The following is a 16,359-nucleotide window of genomic DNA, read 5'->3' on the forward strand; positions in this document are numbered from 1 at the left end:
ACCGTCTGCGGCCACACCCCGAGCCTCGCGGCGACGTCCTTGTTCGTCGCGCCTTCCGCGCACGCCAACACGATCCGCGCCCGCAACGCCAACGCCTGCCCGGTTTTCGCCCGACGCGACCAAGACATCAGAGTCTGACGCTCCACATCGGACAAAACCAGCTCGGCCTTCGGGCGCCCTGTTCGCGGCATACCATGAAGCCTACCCGAATTCAGCAGCTAATCAACGACTCAGGACACTAGACGAGTAATTCCTAAGTCGGTCCGGGGCTGCGAACGCAGCGAAGGGTGTTGATGATCCGTTTGTGACGACAGACCTCAACACCCTTCTCACCGCACTGTACGTGAAGATCGACGACTGCTGGGGCAGGCCCGCAGGGCCGGTCGGCCACCGAAGCTGTCAGACGCCGAGCTGTTGACCCTCGCGGTGGCCCAGGCGCTGCTCGGGATCCGGTCCGAGGCCCGCTGGCTGCGGTTCGTTCCCGCGCGTTTGCCCGGGGCGTTTCCCTATCTGCCGGGCCAGTCCGGCTACAACAAGCGCCTACGAGCCGCCCTGCCGCTCCTCAAGCGGGCGATCCGGGCGGTAGCTGCGGACACCGACCTGTGGACCGACTCCGCCTGGGTGGTCGACTCCACCCCGGTCGAGTGCGGCCGGTCCCGGCCCACCGCGCGCCGCTCACGGTTAGCGGGATGGGCCAGCTACGGCTACTGCCCGTCGCACTCGCGCTGGTTCTGGGGCCTGCGGCTACACCTGATCTGCACCCCGGCCGGCCTGCCGGTCGCCTGGGCCCTGGCCAGCCCCAAGGTCGACGAACGGCAGGTGTTGACCGCAATCCTCGAACACGACCCGGAACTCCTGGCCGAACGCCCCGGTCTGCTGATCATCGCGGACAAAGGCTACGTGTCCGGTGAACTGGACCGCTGGCTGGCCGAACGCGGAGTGCGGCTGCTGCGACCGTCCTACCGCAACCGCACCCCACGACCCGGCGAGCACCTGCTCAAGCCGATCCGGCAACTCATCGAGTCGGTCAACGACACCCTCAAGGGCCAGCTCGACCTCGAGCTACACGGCGGCCGCAGCATCGAAGGCGTCGCCGCCCGCGTCGCGCAACGACTCCTGGCCATGACCGCCGCCATCTGGCACAACCGGACCACCGGACAACCCCTGACCAGGTCCTTGATCGCCTACGACCACTGATCAGGATTAGGACTTACTCGTCTAGGTGTGGCGGAGGAGCTGCGCGGGGTCGCGGAACTCGGCGTCTCCGTCGGCATCTCGGGAGGGCAATCGGCTCCTCAGACGCGTCCGGCGGGATGGTGGCTGTCACCAGCGGCAGCGCGCCTTCCGGCGGCCCGTCCGACCCCCAGGTAAACGCCAGAGCGCAGACCAGCGCCCCTACCGCGAGCCCGCCGACCGCGATCAGCCAGCGTCGCCGACCGGCTGGCCGTGGGCGGGCGTCAAGCTCCAGGTTGTGCAGCACTTGGGTCGGAGCGTCTTCGATCGCCTCGGGGTGCTGCGGGGCGGACCCGCCGTAGCGGTATTCGTTGAGGCCGGCGTCATCGTCGTGCGGGTAATGCTCCTCGTGGGCGTAGCCCACCTCCGGTACGACGTAGGTCTCCTGCAGCACGGAATGCGCGTCCTCGCGCACCGGACCGGCATCGGTCGGTCCGTAAGGCGCCTGGTCCCGCCGTTCCTCCCAGGGGGCCTGCTCGTGTTCGTCGCCCCGGTAGGTCTGGTCGGGCTCGTAGCCCGGCGGTGCAGGGTCGGCCACCGGGTCGGACCCCCGATACGCGTGGTCGTGCTGGCCGTAGGCCCCGTCGTGCTGCTCGTATTTCTCGTACTGCTGGTCCGCCCGGTATCTTGTGTGCCGCGCTTCGTGCTCCTGGTTCGTGTCCTCGGGCTGTACGACTCCTCGTCCGGGTCCGGCACGTCCTCGCGCCACTGCGGTGCGGCGGCCTCCGGCCACTCGTCGTACGTGTCGGAGTCGTTTGCTGTCGGCCGCGACAGGTGAGCGATCCAGCTGTCAATTTCATTTGGGTCGTCGTTTACGTGGGTTCTAGGGATCGGGGCCTTCCTCAGCGCCGTACGGGAACCCCGGGGGTCGAGGGGCATACCGCTCCGGATGGGTGGCCGCGCACCCCGACCTCTCAAACCGGTCACCGACGCATCCGGGGAACATACTAGGCACGACTCGCGGGACCTGCAGAGCGGGCACGCGTTTGAGGCAAGCCGCGGCCAGGCCATGAAGGGCCCCACCCGACGTCCCATCGCATGCGGTGGTCATCCACCCCCTGTACCGTGCCCACGTGAGCTGGCGTGGCCACGTCGAGGCCGGTGGGGGCGATCCGGACGAGGTCCGGGGCGTGGTGACTCTACTGTCGGAATCGATCACTGAGGTCGCGGTGACGCGGCTGCGGCACGCCGTCGCCGCGGCCTCCGGCGCGGCCGGTCTCGCTGGTGACCCATTGGAGGACTTCGTCTTGGCCGTGCACGAGCTGGTCACCAATGTCGTGCGCCATGGTGGCGGCAGCGGACGTCTCCGCCTGCTGCGCGACGCCGCATCCGTGTCCTGCCAGGTCATCGACCACGGTCCCGGAACAGAGGATGTTCCGATCGCGCTGCCGCGCCCCGGAACCCCGGGCCACCGGGGCTTGTGGCTGGCCCAGCAGCTCACTGACAGTCTGGTCATCGACAGCGGGCCGGACGGGACGACAGCTACCGTCACCGCCCGCCTCCCCGGCGTACAGTCGAGCGGGTGAGGTGCGGCGTGGAGCAGACGTGGCGGTCGGAGACGACGGTGCGCGACGGGACCGCCGTCGTGGCGCTGTTCGGCGAACTCGACATCGCCGCGGCGAGCCCGCTGGGGGAGGTCCTGCAGGCGGCGACCGCCCGCGCGCCCCGCGTGCGGGTCGACCTGGCGCGGGTCAGCTTCATCGACTCCACCGTGCTGAACACGTTCGTCAACGCCCACAGCGGTGCCACCGACAGGGGCGTCCGCCTCGCCCTGATCAATCCCACCGGCCATGTCCGGCGCGTGCTCTCGATGACCGGGATCCTGCCCTCGCTCGCCGAGCCGGACTCCGACAGTTAGATCCGGCGCACCGACTTCTCAGCGCGGATTCTGCGGTCACGCGGAGGACAGTGGGTACGCCGGGTTCGCCGTCGGCGGCGGAGGCGGTCACGACCTTGTTGAGCTGCACGCGGACGGCGGCAGCTTCGGCGGCCCGCCGGAGCAGGGCCTAGCCGGCGCCGGTCGGTCGTTTCCTCGGTGCCGATGGCGCGTTGACCAATTTGGGGACCCACCACCATGAGCAACTCCTGATGGTTCGTCCGATGACCCCGATGCCGGCCGTCGCGTCACCGCCCCCCGTGTCGCGGCGCGCAGGGTTGGAGCAGTGAGACGCGTGGTGAGACGTCTGCTCGATGGCCGCTACCAGTCCGAGGAGCTGCTGGGCAGCGGCGGCATGGGTGAGGTGTGGCGCGGTCGCGACCTGCGCTTGGACCGCCCGGTGGCGATCAAGGTGCTCGCCGCGGCCGGCCTGACGGAGCCGATGGCCGCGGAACGCTTCGACCGCGAGGCCCGTGCAGCGGCCGGGCTGACCCATCCGCACATCGTCGCTGTCCACGACTTCGGCGCCGAGGAGAACGACTCCTACCTGATCATGGAACTGGTGGAGGGGCGGACCGTGTCCGCACTGATCGCCGACGGCCCGCTCACCGTCCTGCAGGCGTTGTCGATCGCCGTACAGACCTGCGACGGGATCGCCGCCGCGCACGCGGCCGGGGTGGTGCACCGTGACGTGAAGCCCGGCAACCTGATCGTCACCGCCACCGGCACGGTGAAAATCTGCGACTTCGGCATCGCCCGCCTTCCTTGGGCAGAGGGGGAGAACACCCTCACCGAGCCGGCGGTCAAGCTCGGCACCAGCTCGTACATGTCTCCGGAGCAGGCTCTCGGCCAGCCGGTGGACCACCGCACCGATCTGTACGGGCTGGGCTGCACCCTCTACGCCATGCTCGCCGGCCGTCCGCCGTTCGTCGGCGAGCAGCTCAGCGTGCTGCATCAGCACGTCAACGAGCCACCCCAGCCGCTGCGCGAGCGCAGGCCCGACGTACCCGCCGAGCTCGAAGCGCTGGTCGCCGAACTGCTGGCCAAAGATCCCGCCGACCGGCCGCCCAACGCGGTCGCAGTCCGGGGCCGCCTCGCAGCCCTGCTGCCCCGGGCCGGCACTCCGGTTCCCCTCGTGCCGGTCACGCCGGCGGATCCGGGCCGGCCGGGACGGTCCACGCCGGTGATTGTTCTTCCGCCCCGGCTGGACGCAGTAGGCCCGGCGCGCACCAGGCCGGGGTGCCGCCCGGAACGGCGTCGCCGCGAGGCGCTGCTGGCGGCGGCCCTGCTCGGCGTCGCGCTGCTCGCATTGACCGGCTTCACGCTGCTCGACCGCGACGACCACACCTCGGTCGCGGGACCGACCACGCCGCCGGCATCGGCCACCACCGTCGTGGCGCCCCGCGTGCCGGCTGTGCCGGTCACCGTCGCGCCCGCCACGCCGACCCTGCGGGCCGTCGCGTCCGCCACCCGGACCCCGGCCAGCCGGACACCGAGCCCTCGGGCCACATCCCGAAGGCCGAGCCCCACTCCACCCGCTGACCCGATCGCCGGCATGCGCCAGTCGATCCGGGAGCAGGTGGAAGCCGGCCGGTTGAACCCGGATGCCGCAAAGGACCTGCACACCAAGGTGGACGCGATCGCGAAAGAGATCTCCGAGAACGACACCGACCATGCCGAAGACCAGCTCAAGAAGCTGCGCGACAAGCTCGGCGAACTGCGACGCGACGGCAAACTCACCGCCGACGGCTACGACGCCCTGACCGCCGACGCCGACCGGATCGCCGCCGACCTGCGGTAAGACGTCGAGGTACCCCGCCGCCGAGCGGCTGACGGAGCCAGCAAAAGCTCGTCTTCCTCAGCGCATCCTCCGCGAGGTAACCCGCCGCGGCGTAGCCGACTGACGAGGCCGCCCAACGGCAGCACCGACGCCCACTCGACCCGAGCTTCCACGCCGTCGACCAGGGCGACCTTCGACTCGTACTGCCAAAGGTCCCCCTGCATTCGTTGTTCCTGATCTTCGCCCGGGGCACCCGATCCCTTTGCCCGACGATGGCGGCGGAGGGACGCGTATGAGTTGCGCTCGCGGTCCGGGGCGGATGGGACTGGAGGGGGTGAGCCCGGCCTGGCGGTGGGAGACCTCGCCGGGTGGGCCTGTGCTACGCCGGCCTGTCGCCCCGATGCTGGCCGCGCCGATCGATTCGGTGCCTGAGGGTTCGAACCTGGTCAATGAGCCAAAGTGGGATGGGTGGCGGGCACTGGCCTTCCGGGGGAGCCTCCGACGTCTACTTGCAGTCGCGCGCCGGCAGGAATCTGACGCCGTACTTCCCGGACATCACGCGGGCGGTCCGTACCTTCGTCCCGCCCGGGGCAGCGCTCGACGGGGAACTGGTCGTCTGGGAGCGCGGGCGGACGAACTTCGCCCTGCTGCAACGGCGGGTCACCGCCGGCCGACAGCTGCTGCGCGAAGCCGCGAGCACCCGGCCTACTACGTCACCTTCGACCTACTCGTCGACGCCGGCGGGGAGCCAGTGCTCGACGCTCCACTGGTCGAGCGTCGTGCCCGGCTGGTGCGGCTGCTCGCCGGCGCCCCGCCGCAGCTGGAGGTCACCCCCCAAAGCGCTGACCTGTCCGAGGTCAGCGAATGGCTGACCACCTGGACCGCGGCCGGCGTCGAAGGGGTTGTGATCAAACGCCTCGACAGCCGGTATGAGCCTGGCCGGCGAGGCTGGGCGCAGTTCCGGGCACGTGCCACCACGGAGGCGATCATCGGCGGCGTCACCGGCAGCATCCGCAACCCCGAGACCGCTCTCCTCGGCCGCTTCGACCGGCGGGGTGGACTGCGATACACCGGCCGCACACACCCGCTGGCCACGCCGCAGCGTCTGGAGCTGGCTTCGCTGCTGTCGCCGCCACGTCCGATCGACCGCGGTGTTGCCATCCACTCCTGGCCCGATCCGCTACCGGCCGCCTGGTCCGGCCAGTTCGAGCGGCCCGAGCCGCTGCGCTACGCCCAGGTCGAGCCGACCGTGGTGGCTGAGATTCAGGTGGACACCGCCTACGAGCACCACCGGTGGCGTCACCGCGTCCGGTACGCGCGGCCCAGACCGGACCTGTCGGTGTACGACGTGCCGCTGATCCTCGGCGAAGGCGAAGACCCCTTCTCTGACCACGCGCAAATCGCTTGACTGACCTCAGCCCCACTCTGGACAGGAAGGGTGCCGCAACTGCCCTGCTTATGCAGCAGGAGTTGGCCCAGCTGGTCAGGGCGTTCTTCTCGACGGTGTCGACGGTGAGCCGCCAGCGGATCTTGGTGGCGACCCGTTCGTTGATGTAGCGGCATCCGGCTGAGCTGTAGGGCGGCATCCAGGATCTGGATGGGGCCATCATCGGCCCGGCACTGAGCGGCCAGCATTACCCCGGCCATTGGTCAGGACCGCAGTCGGCGGATCAGGATTCGAAGCGCCACGGTTAGCGCAGCGCCCACAATGGTGAGGACGACTCCGATCACGCTAAAACCGACCGCATAATATCCGTAGTACGACTCGCCGCAGTTCCAGCAGGGGAGACCCCAGCACGCCTACCGTCACCGCGAGCCCCCACGGGATCCCCAGCCATCCAGCTGCCATGGTGCTCCAACCAGGGACCCGCCACGCGAATCCCGCCCCCAACAGAACGGCTGCTAGCAGCAGCGGCCAAGCCGGAGCCGTTGCGCCGAACATGGCATCCCAGACGGTGCCCAATTGCCCTTCGCAGAACCCGCAGACCGCCGCGAGCAGGGATGCCCACAACAGTCGCGGCCTGGGGACGACGAAAGTCATCGCCGCGGCCCCGACGGCCACCAGCAACACAACAGGACCTTGCAGACCCAACGACGTATCCATAGGGCCTCCGAGCGGTGATCCTTCGGGGTCACCAGCGTGACGCACACCGTCAGCGCGGACGATGTCACGCTACGCGTGCTCGCGACCGCAGCCAACCAGGCGACGGCGGCGGGGGAGCGACACGGGTCGACTCGCGGCCCGGGCCAGCGACCATCGCCGCCACCAGCCGGGCGGGTCCGAGGTGGCGGTCGTGTTCCAGGTGGGAACGCGGTGCTGCGGCGTGGCCGCCACGTCAACTGCCGGAGTCGGTGCGACACTGGCCTCATGACCGTCGAACGGCGACCGAGCGAAGCCGAGCGTGAGCGCGGTTGGTACGGCTACGAGCCAGAATCGTTTCAGCGGGCGTCGTTCCTGCAACGGGTGCAGCTGCGCTGGTGGCGCATCCGGTACTGGCGCAAGCACCGACGCGCCCACCAGGCCGCACTGGAACGGTTGGCTGTCCGGCAACGCGAGCGGGGACAGCTGAGCTAAGCAGGGCCGGCGGACTGCCCCTTACCTCGGCGGACCCGTTGAGCAGGCAGGGCGAGGTTGACCGGGGCGGCCCGCTCCTGGGCAGTGTGGGGGTTCGGGGCGGGCAAGAGGCCCCCGGCGAACCTAGGGCCTCAGCGGTGTTTCCTCAAGTGTCAGCAAGGGGAACGCAGAAAGGGGCAGGCCTTTAGCCACCGCAAGCGCAGCGTGCCAGCCAAGATCAAGTCAGGCAGTGACGCCCTGACCGATCTCGCTAGAAGGCGCGGACGACGGTGATGGTGACGTTGGGGCAGGAGTTGGCCCAGCTGGTCAGGGCGTTCTTCTCGGCGGTGTCGACGGTGAGCCGCCAGCGGATCTTCGTGGCGACCCACTCGTTGATGTAGCGGCAACGCGCCGAGCTGTACGGAGGCATCCAGGTGGCGGGGTCCTGGTCACCCTTGGCCTGGTTGACGTTGTCCGTGACGGCCACCAGGGGACGGGAGTCGCCGAGGTCGTTGGCGTAGGCCTGGCGGCGGCTGGTGGTCCAGTTCCGGGCGCCGGAGTCCCACGCTTCGGCGAGAGGCGCCATGTGGTCGATGTCCAGATCGCTGGTGAGCGTCCAGTAGGCGTTGTCGTAGTACGAGTACCAGCGCCCGCCGGACAGGGAGCAGCCGGAGCCGATGGTGGGTTTGGTGGTGGCTTCGGCGATGAGGACCTCGTTGCGGGTGTTGCAGCCGTCGCCGTCAGCGTCGATCCAGTGCGGGAACAGGCTCCGGTCGTACCCGGTGCGAACCTCGGTCGCCACGGGCAGGCTCGACACCGCGGTGCGCAGGTAGGCGGAATAGGTTTCGGCGTAGGCAGGTGCGGCGGTCAGGGCGGTGGTGGCGGTGACGGCGGCCAGCAGGGTGGCGGCCCATCGCGCGGTACGGGTCACGGTCGGCTCTCCCGTTCATCGAAGATAGCGGTACTTCGATATACGCAGGTGCCGACCGGCATAGCAATGGTCTACAAGCGAACAATCCCAGAACAACCGCTTCGCCGGCGGTAGCTGTCAGTCCGTCGCCTCCGAAGCGGGCTGCCGGGACTGGTAGACCTCGACGTCATCAAACCCGTCGGTCAGGACGTAGACGTGCTCAAGCGCGGGCGCCGGGACATCGCTCGTCCCGACGTAGAAGCCAGTCTGAGGCAGCTTGATCACCGCCGGCGGTGCCGTCGGTCGTGACCTCCACGGGCATCAGTCTCCCGTCGGCCGGCCCACCCAGAAACCATGCCTCTACTGCCGCCATCCGACCATCATGCCGCCCGCCATTCCCTCGGCGGCATCCATCAGTAACATCGAGCGCCATGGCCGAGGTGGACGTTCGGCCACTGCGAGGGGAGCACTGTCAGGGCCGGAGTCGGCGGCCGCCCCCCCAGCGGCGGCCCGCTTGGTCGGCGGGGCGTCGATGGCGATTTCGTAGTGGCCGCGTCGGAGGTTCTGCATGAACGCGTGGCCGGCGATGATTACCTGTGCTGTCTTGTCCGTTCGTAGCCCGTGCATCGGTTTCAACCGCTGTTTGAGCTGGCTGTGATCAGCCTTGATCGGGTTGTTCGCGTACTGCTCGACGTGGTGCCACGTGGACGGGATCAGCTCGTCGAGCACAGCGGGGTAGATCGCGGCGGCGTCGGTGACCACCTCGGCGGGTGTCACCTTCAACGTCGATAGCGCCCGTCGGAAGAACCGCCGGGCCGCGCCGCCATCGCGGCGGGCTGAAACTAGCCCAAGCTCCGAGTCGTTTCGGCGTTCAGTGAACTCGCCGGGGTGATCTGACCGCAGACCCGACCCGGGCGTACCGCGTCTCCCGACCAGATAGTGCAACGGCACTGGCGAGACTATGGCGACATGCACAACAGCGTCCGCTCGAAGGAGACCACCGATGCGACCCCTGCGCCTTGTCGCGAACACCCCACGCTCCTTCTATCGCGGCACTGGGCGCATTCATCGCTTCCGGGGGCTACCCGTGCCGGCTGACGCCTACTATCCCGAGGACTGGGTGGGCTCGACCACGGCTCGTTATCGGTCCGCGCCCGCAGGCCTAACTGTGCTCGACGAGGGGCGCACGCTGGCCGAGGAGATGGAGGCGGAGCCGGTGCGCTGGCTGGGCCCGGAGCATGTGGCGCGGTTCGGGCCGGACCCGGCGATTTTGGTCAAGCTGCTGGACGCCGGCGAGCGGCTGCCGCTCCACGTCCATCCCGACCGGCGATTCGGCCGCGATCACCTGGCCTCGCCCTACGGCAAGACAGAGGCGTGGGTGATCGTGGATGCGGTGCCGGACGCGGTCGTGCATCTCGGCTTCGCCCGCGACGTCAAGCCGGACGAGCTGACCGGCTGGGCCAGGACCCAGCAGCTTGCGCCGATGCTCGCGGCGACGAATCATGTCCCGGTGCGGCGGGGTGACGCGGTCCTCGTGCCGGCCGGTCTGCCGCACGCCATCGGCCCTGGGATCTTCCTTGTCGAGGTGCAGGAGCCCACCGATTTCTCGGTGCTCCTAGAGCGCGAGGGGTTCCCGGTGTCGGAATCGTCCGCCTACCTGGGCCTTGTCATGGATGAGGCGTTGGCGTGTGTGGATCGGGGAGCGTGGAGCGAAGGGCGTCTGGCCGACCTGAGTCGGGCTCGCCGGGATGCTCGGCAGGGCCGGCAGGGCGTGGAGCGTCTGTTCCCGGAGCAAGCCGACGAGTTCTTCGCCGCGGAGAGGCTGCGACCTGATCCAGTCAGCGACCTCGACGAGGGGTTCTCGATCATCGTGATGTTGTCTGGACACGGCTCGCTGCGGTACGCCGAGGGAACACTGCCGATCACGGCGGGCGACACGATGGTGGTGCCGTTCGGGGCAGGCCGCTGCGAGCTGCGCGGCGAGTTGGAGGCGATCCGCTGTCGTCCCGCTCTGCGCGCTTAGCTTGCCGCGATCAGAAGGCGGGTGCGGGACGTCAGATGCGAACGGTCGACGTCAGTGATGGCGTCATCGGTGATGAGCGCGTCGAGCCGGCCGTAGTCGCAAATCGGGACCGGTGCGATCTGCCGCAGCTTTGACGAGTCCGTCAGCAGCACGACCCGTTCGGCGATGTCGATGAATGCTCGCTTCGCCTCGGCGTCGAGGGGGGTGCTGCAGTACGCCCCGTCGCGGCCTAGACCGCTCGCGGCGAGGAAGAACGTGTGGACCCGGAGCCGGCTGATCGCGGCGATGGTGTCTGGTCCGGTGAACGCCTGGGTGGATGGATGGAGCAGACCCCCTAGACCGATGAGGGTCAGGTCGTCCCGCTCGGCGAGTGCTGCCATGGTGGGTAGCGAGTGGGTCACCACCGTGACACCGCTTCCGGCCGGCAGCAGCCGAGCCATCTCCAGTGTGGTGGTGCCGGAGTCGATGCCGATGGTCGCTCCGCCCTCGACGAACCGCAGTGCCCGGCTGGCAATCGCACGCTTCTGTCCCGACTGCACCTTTGAGCGCGTGCCGAAGGGGGAGCCGGGCGTGACGCCGGCCGGCGCCAGCGCCCCGCCGTAGACGAGTTCGACGAGCCCTAGGTCGGCGAGTTTCTGTAGGTCGCGGCGGACGGTGCGTTCGGATACCGCCAACTCGGCGCTCAGCTCGGGCGCCGATACGTAGCCGGCGTTGCTCATCCGGCGCAGGATTTCCTCCCGGCGTTTGGGGGCGGAGTCGTAGCGCAGTTTCTGGTCGCCGGTGTGCTGTCGGGCGGTCACAGGTCGACGGTACCGGCCTGGCGACGCCGCCTGTCCGCTGAGCGTCCAAGGCTGGACACAATTTGTCCAACTGTTGACATCCTCTGCTCCCGGCCACAGAGTGGGTGGGGCCAGCCGATCGAAGGGGGCAGGCGTGCCGGACCTCGCTACCTGGCGGGCCGAGGTCGCAGCCGACCAGCGACCGAAGGTGATCGTCGACGACGACCCGACGGGGACCCAGGCCGTCAGCGATGTGGATGTCATTTTGCGACCCCACCGGGCCGCCTTCGACGATTTCTTCGCCTCGGCACAGCCCGCAGCCTTCGTCCTGTCCAACAGCCGGGCGCTCGCCGCGCGGCCCGCAGCCGAACTGGTCGGCGGCATCGCCCTCATGGTCAACGCGGCGGCCCAGGACACCGGACGTCCCGCGACCCTGATCCTGCGGGGAGACTCGACGCTGCGCGGCCACGTGGTTGCCGAGGTCGAAGCCGTCGCGCCACACACGCCGGTGCTCTTCGTGCCAGCCTTCCTCGACGGTGGACGATTCACCCGGGACGGCATCCACTATCTGCGGACCGCGGCCGGGAACGTCCCGGTGGCCGACACCGAGTTCGCCCGGGACCCCGTCTTCGCCTACCGCAGCGCCAACCTCTGCGACTGGGTGCGCGAGGTCAGCGGCGGGCGTAGACACGCGGTAACCGTGCCGCTGGCACGGCTACGCGGACACGGACCGGAAGCCGTCGCCGAAGCGCTGCTGAGCGCGCGGCCCGACGCGTTCGTCATTCCCGACTGCGTCAGCGAAGCCGACATCCTGGCCATCGCGGCGGGCCTTATCAGAGCACAGAACCGGGGTGCGCGGGTGGTGGTCCGCTGCGCCGCCTCGTTGGCCGCCGCCCTGGCTGGCCTGTCCACGCGGCCGCTCGAACGCATCCAACTGCCTCCGCCCGGTCGCGTCCTGGTCACCTGCGGCTCCTTCACCGCCGCCAGCACCCGGCAGTTGCGGGCCTTGGGTGGGCTGTGGGACCGACGCGTGGAGATACCAGCCAGCGCGCAGCGCGGCGACGACGACTTGCTGGCCAGCGTCGCACGGGAGCGACTCGAGCAGGACGGCCACGCCCTGCTGGCGAGCGACCGGACACCCAGTCACGCCGAGATCCCCGCCGCGCCGGAGCTGCTCATGGACACACTCGTGGAGACGGTTCGGCGTCTCGCCGCCGAGGTGGACCTGGTCGTGGCGAAGGGTGGCATCACGTCGGCGCGGCTGGCCACCGACGCGCTTGGCGCGAGCGGCGCGTGGGTCCGGGGACAGATCCTCCCCGCGTACCGGTATGGAACCTGCGCACGCCGCAGGGCGCCCCGTCCTACGTGGTCGTACCCGGCAACGTCGGCACCGACAGCACACTGCGGGACATCCTCGACCGAATCTCCATCGACCCCGACCCGCAGCGGTCGTTGCTCGATCAGGGTGCCGGGCGATGACGGCGGGGCAGCCGCTGCTGGCCGGTCTGGATGTGGGCACCACGCACACGAAGGTCGGGGTGTACCGGGCGGACGGCATGCCGGTGGCACAGCGACACGCCATCACCCCACCCGACGCCGAGGCCATCCGGGACACCGCGCTGCGGCTGCTCGCGGAGTGCGTGGCCGCCGCCGGCGCCCCGCCGCTGGCCCTGGGAGTCGCGAGCATGGCCGAGACCGGCACCTTCGTGGCCGCCGACGGCGCCCCGGTCGGCGAGCTGCTGCACTGGCGGGACCGCCGGGCCCACCGGCAGGCCGACCAGCTGTGCGAGGCCGTCGGGCGTGAGGCCTTTTTCGCCGCCACCGGCCTGCACCCCAGCGCGAAGCTGCCCCTGGCCCGGTGGATCTGGCTGCGCCAGCATGAACCAGACCTACTGCGAAGCGGGTACTGCTGGGCGAACACCGCGGACCTGGTCGTGGCTGCCCTCACCGGAACGCTGGCCACCGGCCCGACTCTGGCCGCACGCACCGGCGCGTTCGACATCACCGCGAAGGCCTACTCGCCAGGGCTGCTCGACCTGGCGGGGCTGCGACCCGACCAGATGCCCCCGGTCCCCGTCGACCGGGTCGCCGGACACGTCACATCCTCGGCCGCGGCACGCACCGGGCTGCCGGCCGGGACGCCGGTCGTCGTCGCCGGACACGACCATCTCGCCGCCGCCTGGGCCGCCGGCGTGCGCGCCGTCGGCCAGGTCGCGGATTCCATGGGTACGGCGGAGGCCGTCATCACCCCGGTCGCCGCGCCCCCGCCGCCGTCCGCGCAGCCCACCGGAACCTCGGTCGGCCCCTTCGTGGACGGCCGCTCGTACTGCCTCATCAGCGGCCTGTCCAGCAGTGGCGGCCTGGTCGACTGGCTGCTCGACCGGGTTGCCCCCGTCACGGAGCCCGACCGGCACCGCTGGTTCAGCGACCTCGTCGGCCCCTCGGACGGACCGCCCACCGGCATCACCGTGCAGCCGTACCTGCAGGGGCGGGCCAGCCCCGAGCCGGACCCGCACCGGACGCTGTCCTTCCACGGCATCAAACCCGAGCACACCCTCGCCGACATCGGCCGCGCCGTCCTTGAAGGGCTGTGCATGCAGGTGCGCTGGATGCTCGAGAGCCAGATGAGAATCAGCGGACGCCGTCCCGACACCGTCACGGTCTTCGGCGGCCCCACCGCCAACCCCACCTGGATGTGGATCAAAGCCCAGGTAAGCCCCGTACCGATCGTGGTGCTGCCCGGGCAGCAGTCCGCGGCCCTCGGCGCCGCCCAGCTCGCCGGGCAGGCGATCGGCGTCGAGGACGTGCCGCCGACGGGACAGCCGCTGGCACGGGATCCGGGGTCGGCGACCGAATGGGAAACGACGTACCGGTCGCAGTTCCTCCCGCTGGTGCGGGCCGCCGACGTGGACACCCCCGACAGTAAGGAACAAGCGTGAACGACACACCGCCGCTGACCCTGGACCGGCTCGCCCGGCCCACCGGGACGTTCGCCATGGTCGCCATGGACCAGCGCGAGAGCCTGCGGACGATGCTCACCGAGCAGGGCCACCCGGCCGACGACGGCGCGCTGGCCTCGTTCAAGCTCGACGTCGCCGCCACCCTGGCACCGCTCGCCTCCGCGTTCCTGATCGACCGGCACTATGCCTACGCCCAGTTGGTCCGCGACCGGGTGCTGCCGGCCGGCTGCGGGCTGATCCTCGCCGTCGACGCGCTGTCCCAACAGCCCGGCGGCCCGGTGGAGGACACCTGGTTGGACGATGACGTCGACCTCGGGCAGGCGCGACGGGACGGCGTGGTGGCGCTGAAACTGCTGGTGATCTGGAAGCGCGACGGTGCCGAGGAACGCCGAGTCGAGCTGGCCCACCGCTTCGTCGAGCTGTGCCGGCAGGCCGGCCCGCTGTCCGTCCTTGAGCCGGTCGCCGTTCCGGCACCAGGGCAGCAGGACTTCGACCTCGAGGCGGGCATCCTCGATGCCGCCGCCGCGCTCGGGCCGCTCGGCCCGAGCCTCTACAAGGCGCAGGTGCCGCGCCGGGGGCGCGGTGACCTCGGCGACCTCGTGGCCGCCTGCGAGAAGCTCGACCGGCAGCTTGCCCGGCCCTGGGTGGTGCTTTCCAACGGGGTGGACGCGGCGGATTTCCCGACGGCGGTCGAAGCGGCATGCCGGGGAGGGGCGTCGGGCATGCTGGCCGGGCGCGCGCTGTGGCGTGACGCCCTTGCCACCGGAGACCCGGCGGCGGCCCTGCGCGCGGAATCCGTGGCCCGGCTGCGGCGGCTCACCGACATCGTCGACCGGTACGGCCGTCCCTGGACCGAGGCGGCGTGATGTACCCGGTCGTCAATCTGGGGCTGCTGTTCACCGAGCTACCGTGGCGGCGACGCTTCGCCGCCGCAGCCGAGACGGGCTTCGACCGGGTGGAGTTCCCGTGGCCCCCGCTGCCGCCGGACGAGGTGACCTGGCTGGTGCGGGCGGCGGGCGTACAGGTCGCGCTGCTGAACATGGACGCCGGCGACCTCGCCGCCGGCCAGCGCGGCTACAGCAACGATCCACGCCTCACCGCACGCTGGCGTGACGACCTGCGACGGGCGGTGGACCTGGCCCGGGACATCGGCTGCCCGCTGGTGAACGTGCTCGCCGGGCGGCGGTTGCCCGAGCTCGACGAGCGCGACCAGTTGAGCTGCCTGACCGACAACTTGCGCTGGGCGGCGGATCTGGCCGAGGCTGCCGGGCTGAAGCTGGTCGTCGAGCCGATCAACGACCACGACATTCCCGGCTACCTGCTGCCCCGCGTCTCGGACGTGATCGCCTTGCTCGACCAGGTCGGCCGGCCCGTCGTCGAACTGCAGCTGGACGCCTATCATGTCGCCGCCATGGGCGATGACGTGACGAAGACGGTCGCGGCGGCGGCAGGGGTGCTGGGGCACGTACAGATCGCGGATTTCCCCGGCCGGCACGAGCCGGGCACCGGGGCTCTGGACGTCGACGCGCTGCTCGCGGCGCTTGGTGCGGCCGGATACGACGGCGGGCTCGCGCTGGAGTACGTGCCCACCCTGCCGTCGTCGGCGAGCCTGCGCGCCGTCGCGGCGCGGTACCCCCGACTGGGGCCGATCCGATGAACCGGGTCTGCCTCCTGCACACCGTCACGGGCCTTCCCGCCGTCTTCGCCGACCTGCTCCGCGCCGAGGTGGGCCCGGTGGACGCGGTCAACATCGTGGACGAAACGCTGCTGCGGGACACCATCGAGCACGGCATGCTGGCGCGCACCCGTCGGCGGGTGGCTGCGTACGCGGCCTTCGCGGAGGAGTCCGGCGCCACCGCGGTGCTGGTCACCTGCTCGTCCATCGGTGAGGCGGCGGAACAGGCCCGCGCCGAGGTAGGCATCCCGATCTACCGGGTCGACGAACCGATGGCCGCCCAGGCCGTCACTGCCGGCGGTCGCATCGGCGTGCTGGCGACGCTCGCCGCCACCCTGCAACCCACGCGCGACCTGTTGCGGCGCACGGCCGGCGAGCCGTGCGAGATCCGCGAGTCGGTCTGCCCCGGCGCGTTCGACGCGCTGCGCGACGGCGACGCCGGCCGGCACGACGAGATCGTCGCCGCCGAGGTGCGCCGCCTCGCCGCCGAGGTCGACGTGCTCGTCCTCGCCCAGGCCAGTATGGCGCGGGTGGTCGACCGGCTGCCGCCGAGCAGGTACCGGTGCCGG

Annotated in this window: 15 protein-coding genes and 3 pseudogenes; 13 read left to right on the forward strand and 5 right to left on the reverse strand. The window is 70.4% G+C overall.

All coding sequences use genetic code 11. The annotated features are described in order from the left end of the window. Positions 1 to 304: 304 nt before the first annotated feature. Positions 305 to 1,197: pseudogene (locus JNW87_RS03200) on the forward strand (IS982 family transposase). Positions 1,198 to 1,210: 13 nt separating this feature from the next. On the opposite strand, the gene JNW87_RS03205 reads toward JNW87_RS03200, so the two are convergent. Then, positions 1,211 to 1,771 (reverse strand): hypothetical protein, encoded by a 561-nt coding sequence (locus JNW87_RS03205; RefSeq protein ID WP_238452936.1) that lies wholly within the window; start codon positions 1,769 to 1,771, stop codon positions 1,211 to 1,213. Positions 1,772 to 2,306: 535 nt separating this feature from the next. Here JNW87_RS03205 and JNW87_RS03210 point away from each other — a divergent pair. From JNW87_RS03210 to JNW87_RS03230, 5 genes are all read left to right on the forward strand, one after another. Then, the gene (locus JNW87_RS03210; protein WP_238452937.1) at positions 2,307 to 2,759 is read left to right on the forward strand and encodes an ATP-binding protein; all 453 of its coding nucleotides are present in this window, start codon (positions 2,307 to 2,309) and stop codon (positions 2,757 to 2,759) included. 8 nt (positions 2,760 to 2,767) lie between these two features. After that, complete coding sequence (locus JNW87_RS03215; protein ID WP_238452938.1) at positions 2,768 to 3,091, forward strand: STAS domain-containing protein; 324 nt, start codon at positions 2,768 to 2,770, stop codon at positions 3,089 to 3,091. 316 nt (positions 3,092 to 3,407) lie between these two features. Beyond that, entirely contained in the window at positions 3,408 to 4,910 is a 1,503-nt protein-coding gene (locus tag JNW87_RS03220; protein ID WP_238452939.1) for a serine/threonine-protein kinase, read from the forward strand. Between the two features lie 379 nt (positions 4,911 to 5,289). Next, positions 5,290 to 6,297 carry an ATP-dependent DNA ligase gene (locus JNW87_RS03225; RefSeq protein WP_238452940.1) on the forward strand — a complete coding sequence of 336 codons (1,008 nt, stop codon included), beginning with the start codon at positions 5,290 to 5,292 and terminating at the stop codon, positions 6,295 to 6,297. Positions 6,298 to 7,257: 960 nt separating this feature from the next. Beyond that, the gene (locus JNW87_RS03230) at positions 7,258 to 7,464 is read left to right on the forward strand and encodes a hypothetical protein (protein WP_238452941.1); all 207 of its coding nucleotides are present in this window, start codon (positions 7,258 to 7,260) and stop codon (positions 7,462 to 7,464) included. Positions 7,465 to 7,714: 250 nt separating this feature from the next. On the opposite strand, the gene JNW87_RS03235 is transcribed toward JNW87_RS03230, so the two are convergent. The 3 genes from JNW87_RS03235 to JNW87_RS03245 all read right to left on the reverse strand — a co-directional run bounded on the left by JNW87_RS03235 (position 7,715) and on the right by JNW87_RS03245 (position 9,385). Next, the gene (locus JNW87_RS03235; RefSeq protein ID WP_238452942.1) at positions 7,715 to 8,374 is read right to left on the reverse strand and encodes an HNH endonuclease family protein; all 660 of its coding nucleotides are present in this window, start codon (positions 8,372 to 8,374) and stop codon (positions 7,715 to 7,717) included. Positions 8,375 to 8,491: 117 nt separating this feature from the next. Continuing rightward, on the reverse strand, positions 8,492 to 8,638 hold the full coding sequence (locus JNW87_RS03240; RefSeq protein WP_238452943.1) for a hypothetical protein: 147 nt from the start codon (positions 8,636 to 8,638) through the stop codon (positions 8,492 to 8,494). Between the two features lie 75 nt (positions 8,639 to 8,713). After that, complete coding sequence (locus JNW87_RS03245) at positions 8,714 to 9,385, reverse strand: DDE-type integrase/transposase/recombinase (protein WP_309233891.1); 672 nt, start codon at positions 9,383 to 9,385, stop codon at positions 8,714 to 8,716. On the opposite strand from JNW87_RS03245, the gene JNW87_RS03250 reads away from it, so the two are divergent. Beyond that, complete coding sequence (locus JNW87_RS03250; protein WP_238452944.1) at positions 9,357 to 10,376, forward strand: class I mannose-6-phosphate isomerase; 1,020 nt, start codon at positions 9,357 to 9,359, stop codon at positions 10,374 to 10,376. The two genes, JNW87_RS03245 and JNW87_RS03250, sit on opposite strands and share 29 nt — an antisense overlap. Here the strand turns inward: JNW87_RS03250 and JNW87_RS03255 are convergent. Next, complete coding sequence (locus JNW87_RS03255; RefSeq protein WP_238452945.1) at positions 10,373 to 11,176, reverse strand: DeoR/GlpR family DNA-binding transcription regulator; 804 nt, start codon at positions 11,174 to 11,176, stop codon at positions 10,373 to 10,375. The genes JNW87_RS03250 and JNW87_RS03255 overlap by 4 nt on opposite strands. A gap of 187 nt (positions 11,177 to 11,363) precedes the next feature. Between JNW87_RS03255 and JNW87_RS41270 the strand changes: the two are divergent. The 6 genes and pseudogenes from JNW87_RS41270 to JNW87_RS41275 all read left to right on the forward strand — a co-directional run. After that, a pseudogene (locus JNW87_RS41270) lies at positions 11,364 to 12,428 on the forward strand (four-carbon acid sugar kinase family protein); the annotation flags it as partial. A gap of 20 nt (positions 12,429 to 12,448) precedes the next feature. Then, a complete protein-coding gene (locus JNW87_RS03260; RefSeq protein WP_238452946.1) occupies positions 12,449 to 12,634 on the forward strand; it encodes a hypothetical protein in 186 nt (61 codons plus the stop codon). Next, a complete protein-coding gene (locus tag JNW87_RS03265; RefSeq protein WP_238452947.1) occupies positions 12,631 to 14,094 on the forward strand; it encodes an L-fuculokinase in 1,464 nt (487 codons plus the stop codon). The genes JNW87_RS03260 and JNW87_RS03265 overlap by 4 nt, the downstream gene beginning before the upstream one ends. Further along, positions 14,091 to 14,981 carry a hypothetical protein gene (locus JNW87_RS03270; protein ID WP_200210996.1) on the forward strand — a complete coding sequence of 297 codons (891 nt, stop codon included), beginning with the start codon at positions 14,091 to 14,093 and terminating at the stop codon, positions 14,979 to 14,981. The genes JNW87_RS03265 and JNW87_RS03270 overlap by 4 nt, the downstream gene beginning before the upstream one ends. Then, a complete protein-coding gene (locus JNW87_RS03275) occupies positions 14,981 to 15,772 on the forward strand; it encodes a hydroxypyruvate isomerase family protein (protein WP_238452948.1) in 792 nt (263 codons plus the stop codon). Before JNW87_RS03270 ends, JNW87_RS03275 begins: the two co-directional genes overlap by 1 nt. Beyond that, a pseudogene (locus JNW87_RS41275) lies at positions 15,769 to 16,326 on the forward strand (aspartate/glutamate racemase family protein); the annotation flags it as partial. The gene JNW87_RS03275 and the pseudogene JNW87_RS41275, both read left to right, overlap by 4 nt. Positions 16,327 to 16,359: the final 33 nt, after the last annotated feature.

Origin of the sequence: Micromonospora sp. ATA51 (assembly GCF_016802855.1) — a bacterium.
Lineage (GTDB): Bacteria > Actinomycetota > Actinomycetes > Mycobacteriales > Micromonosporaceae > Micromonospora > Micromonospora sicca.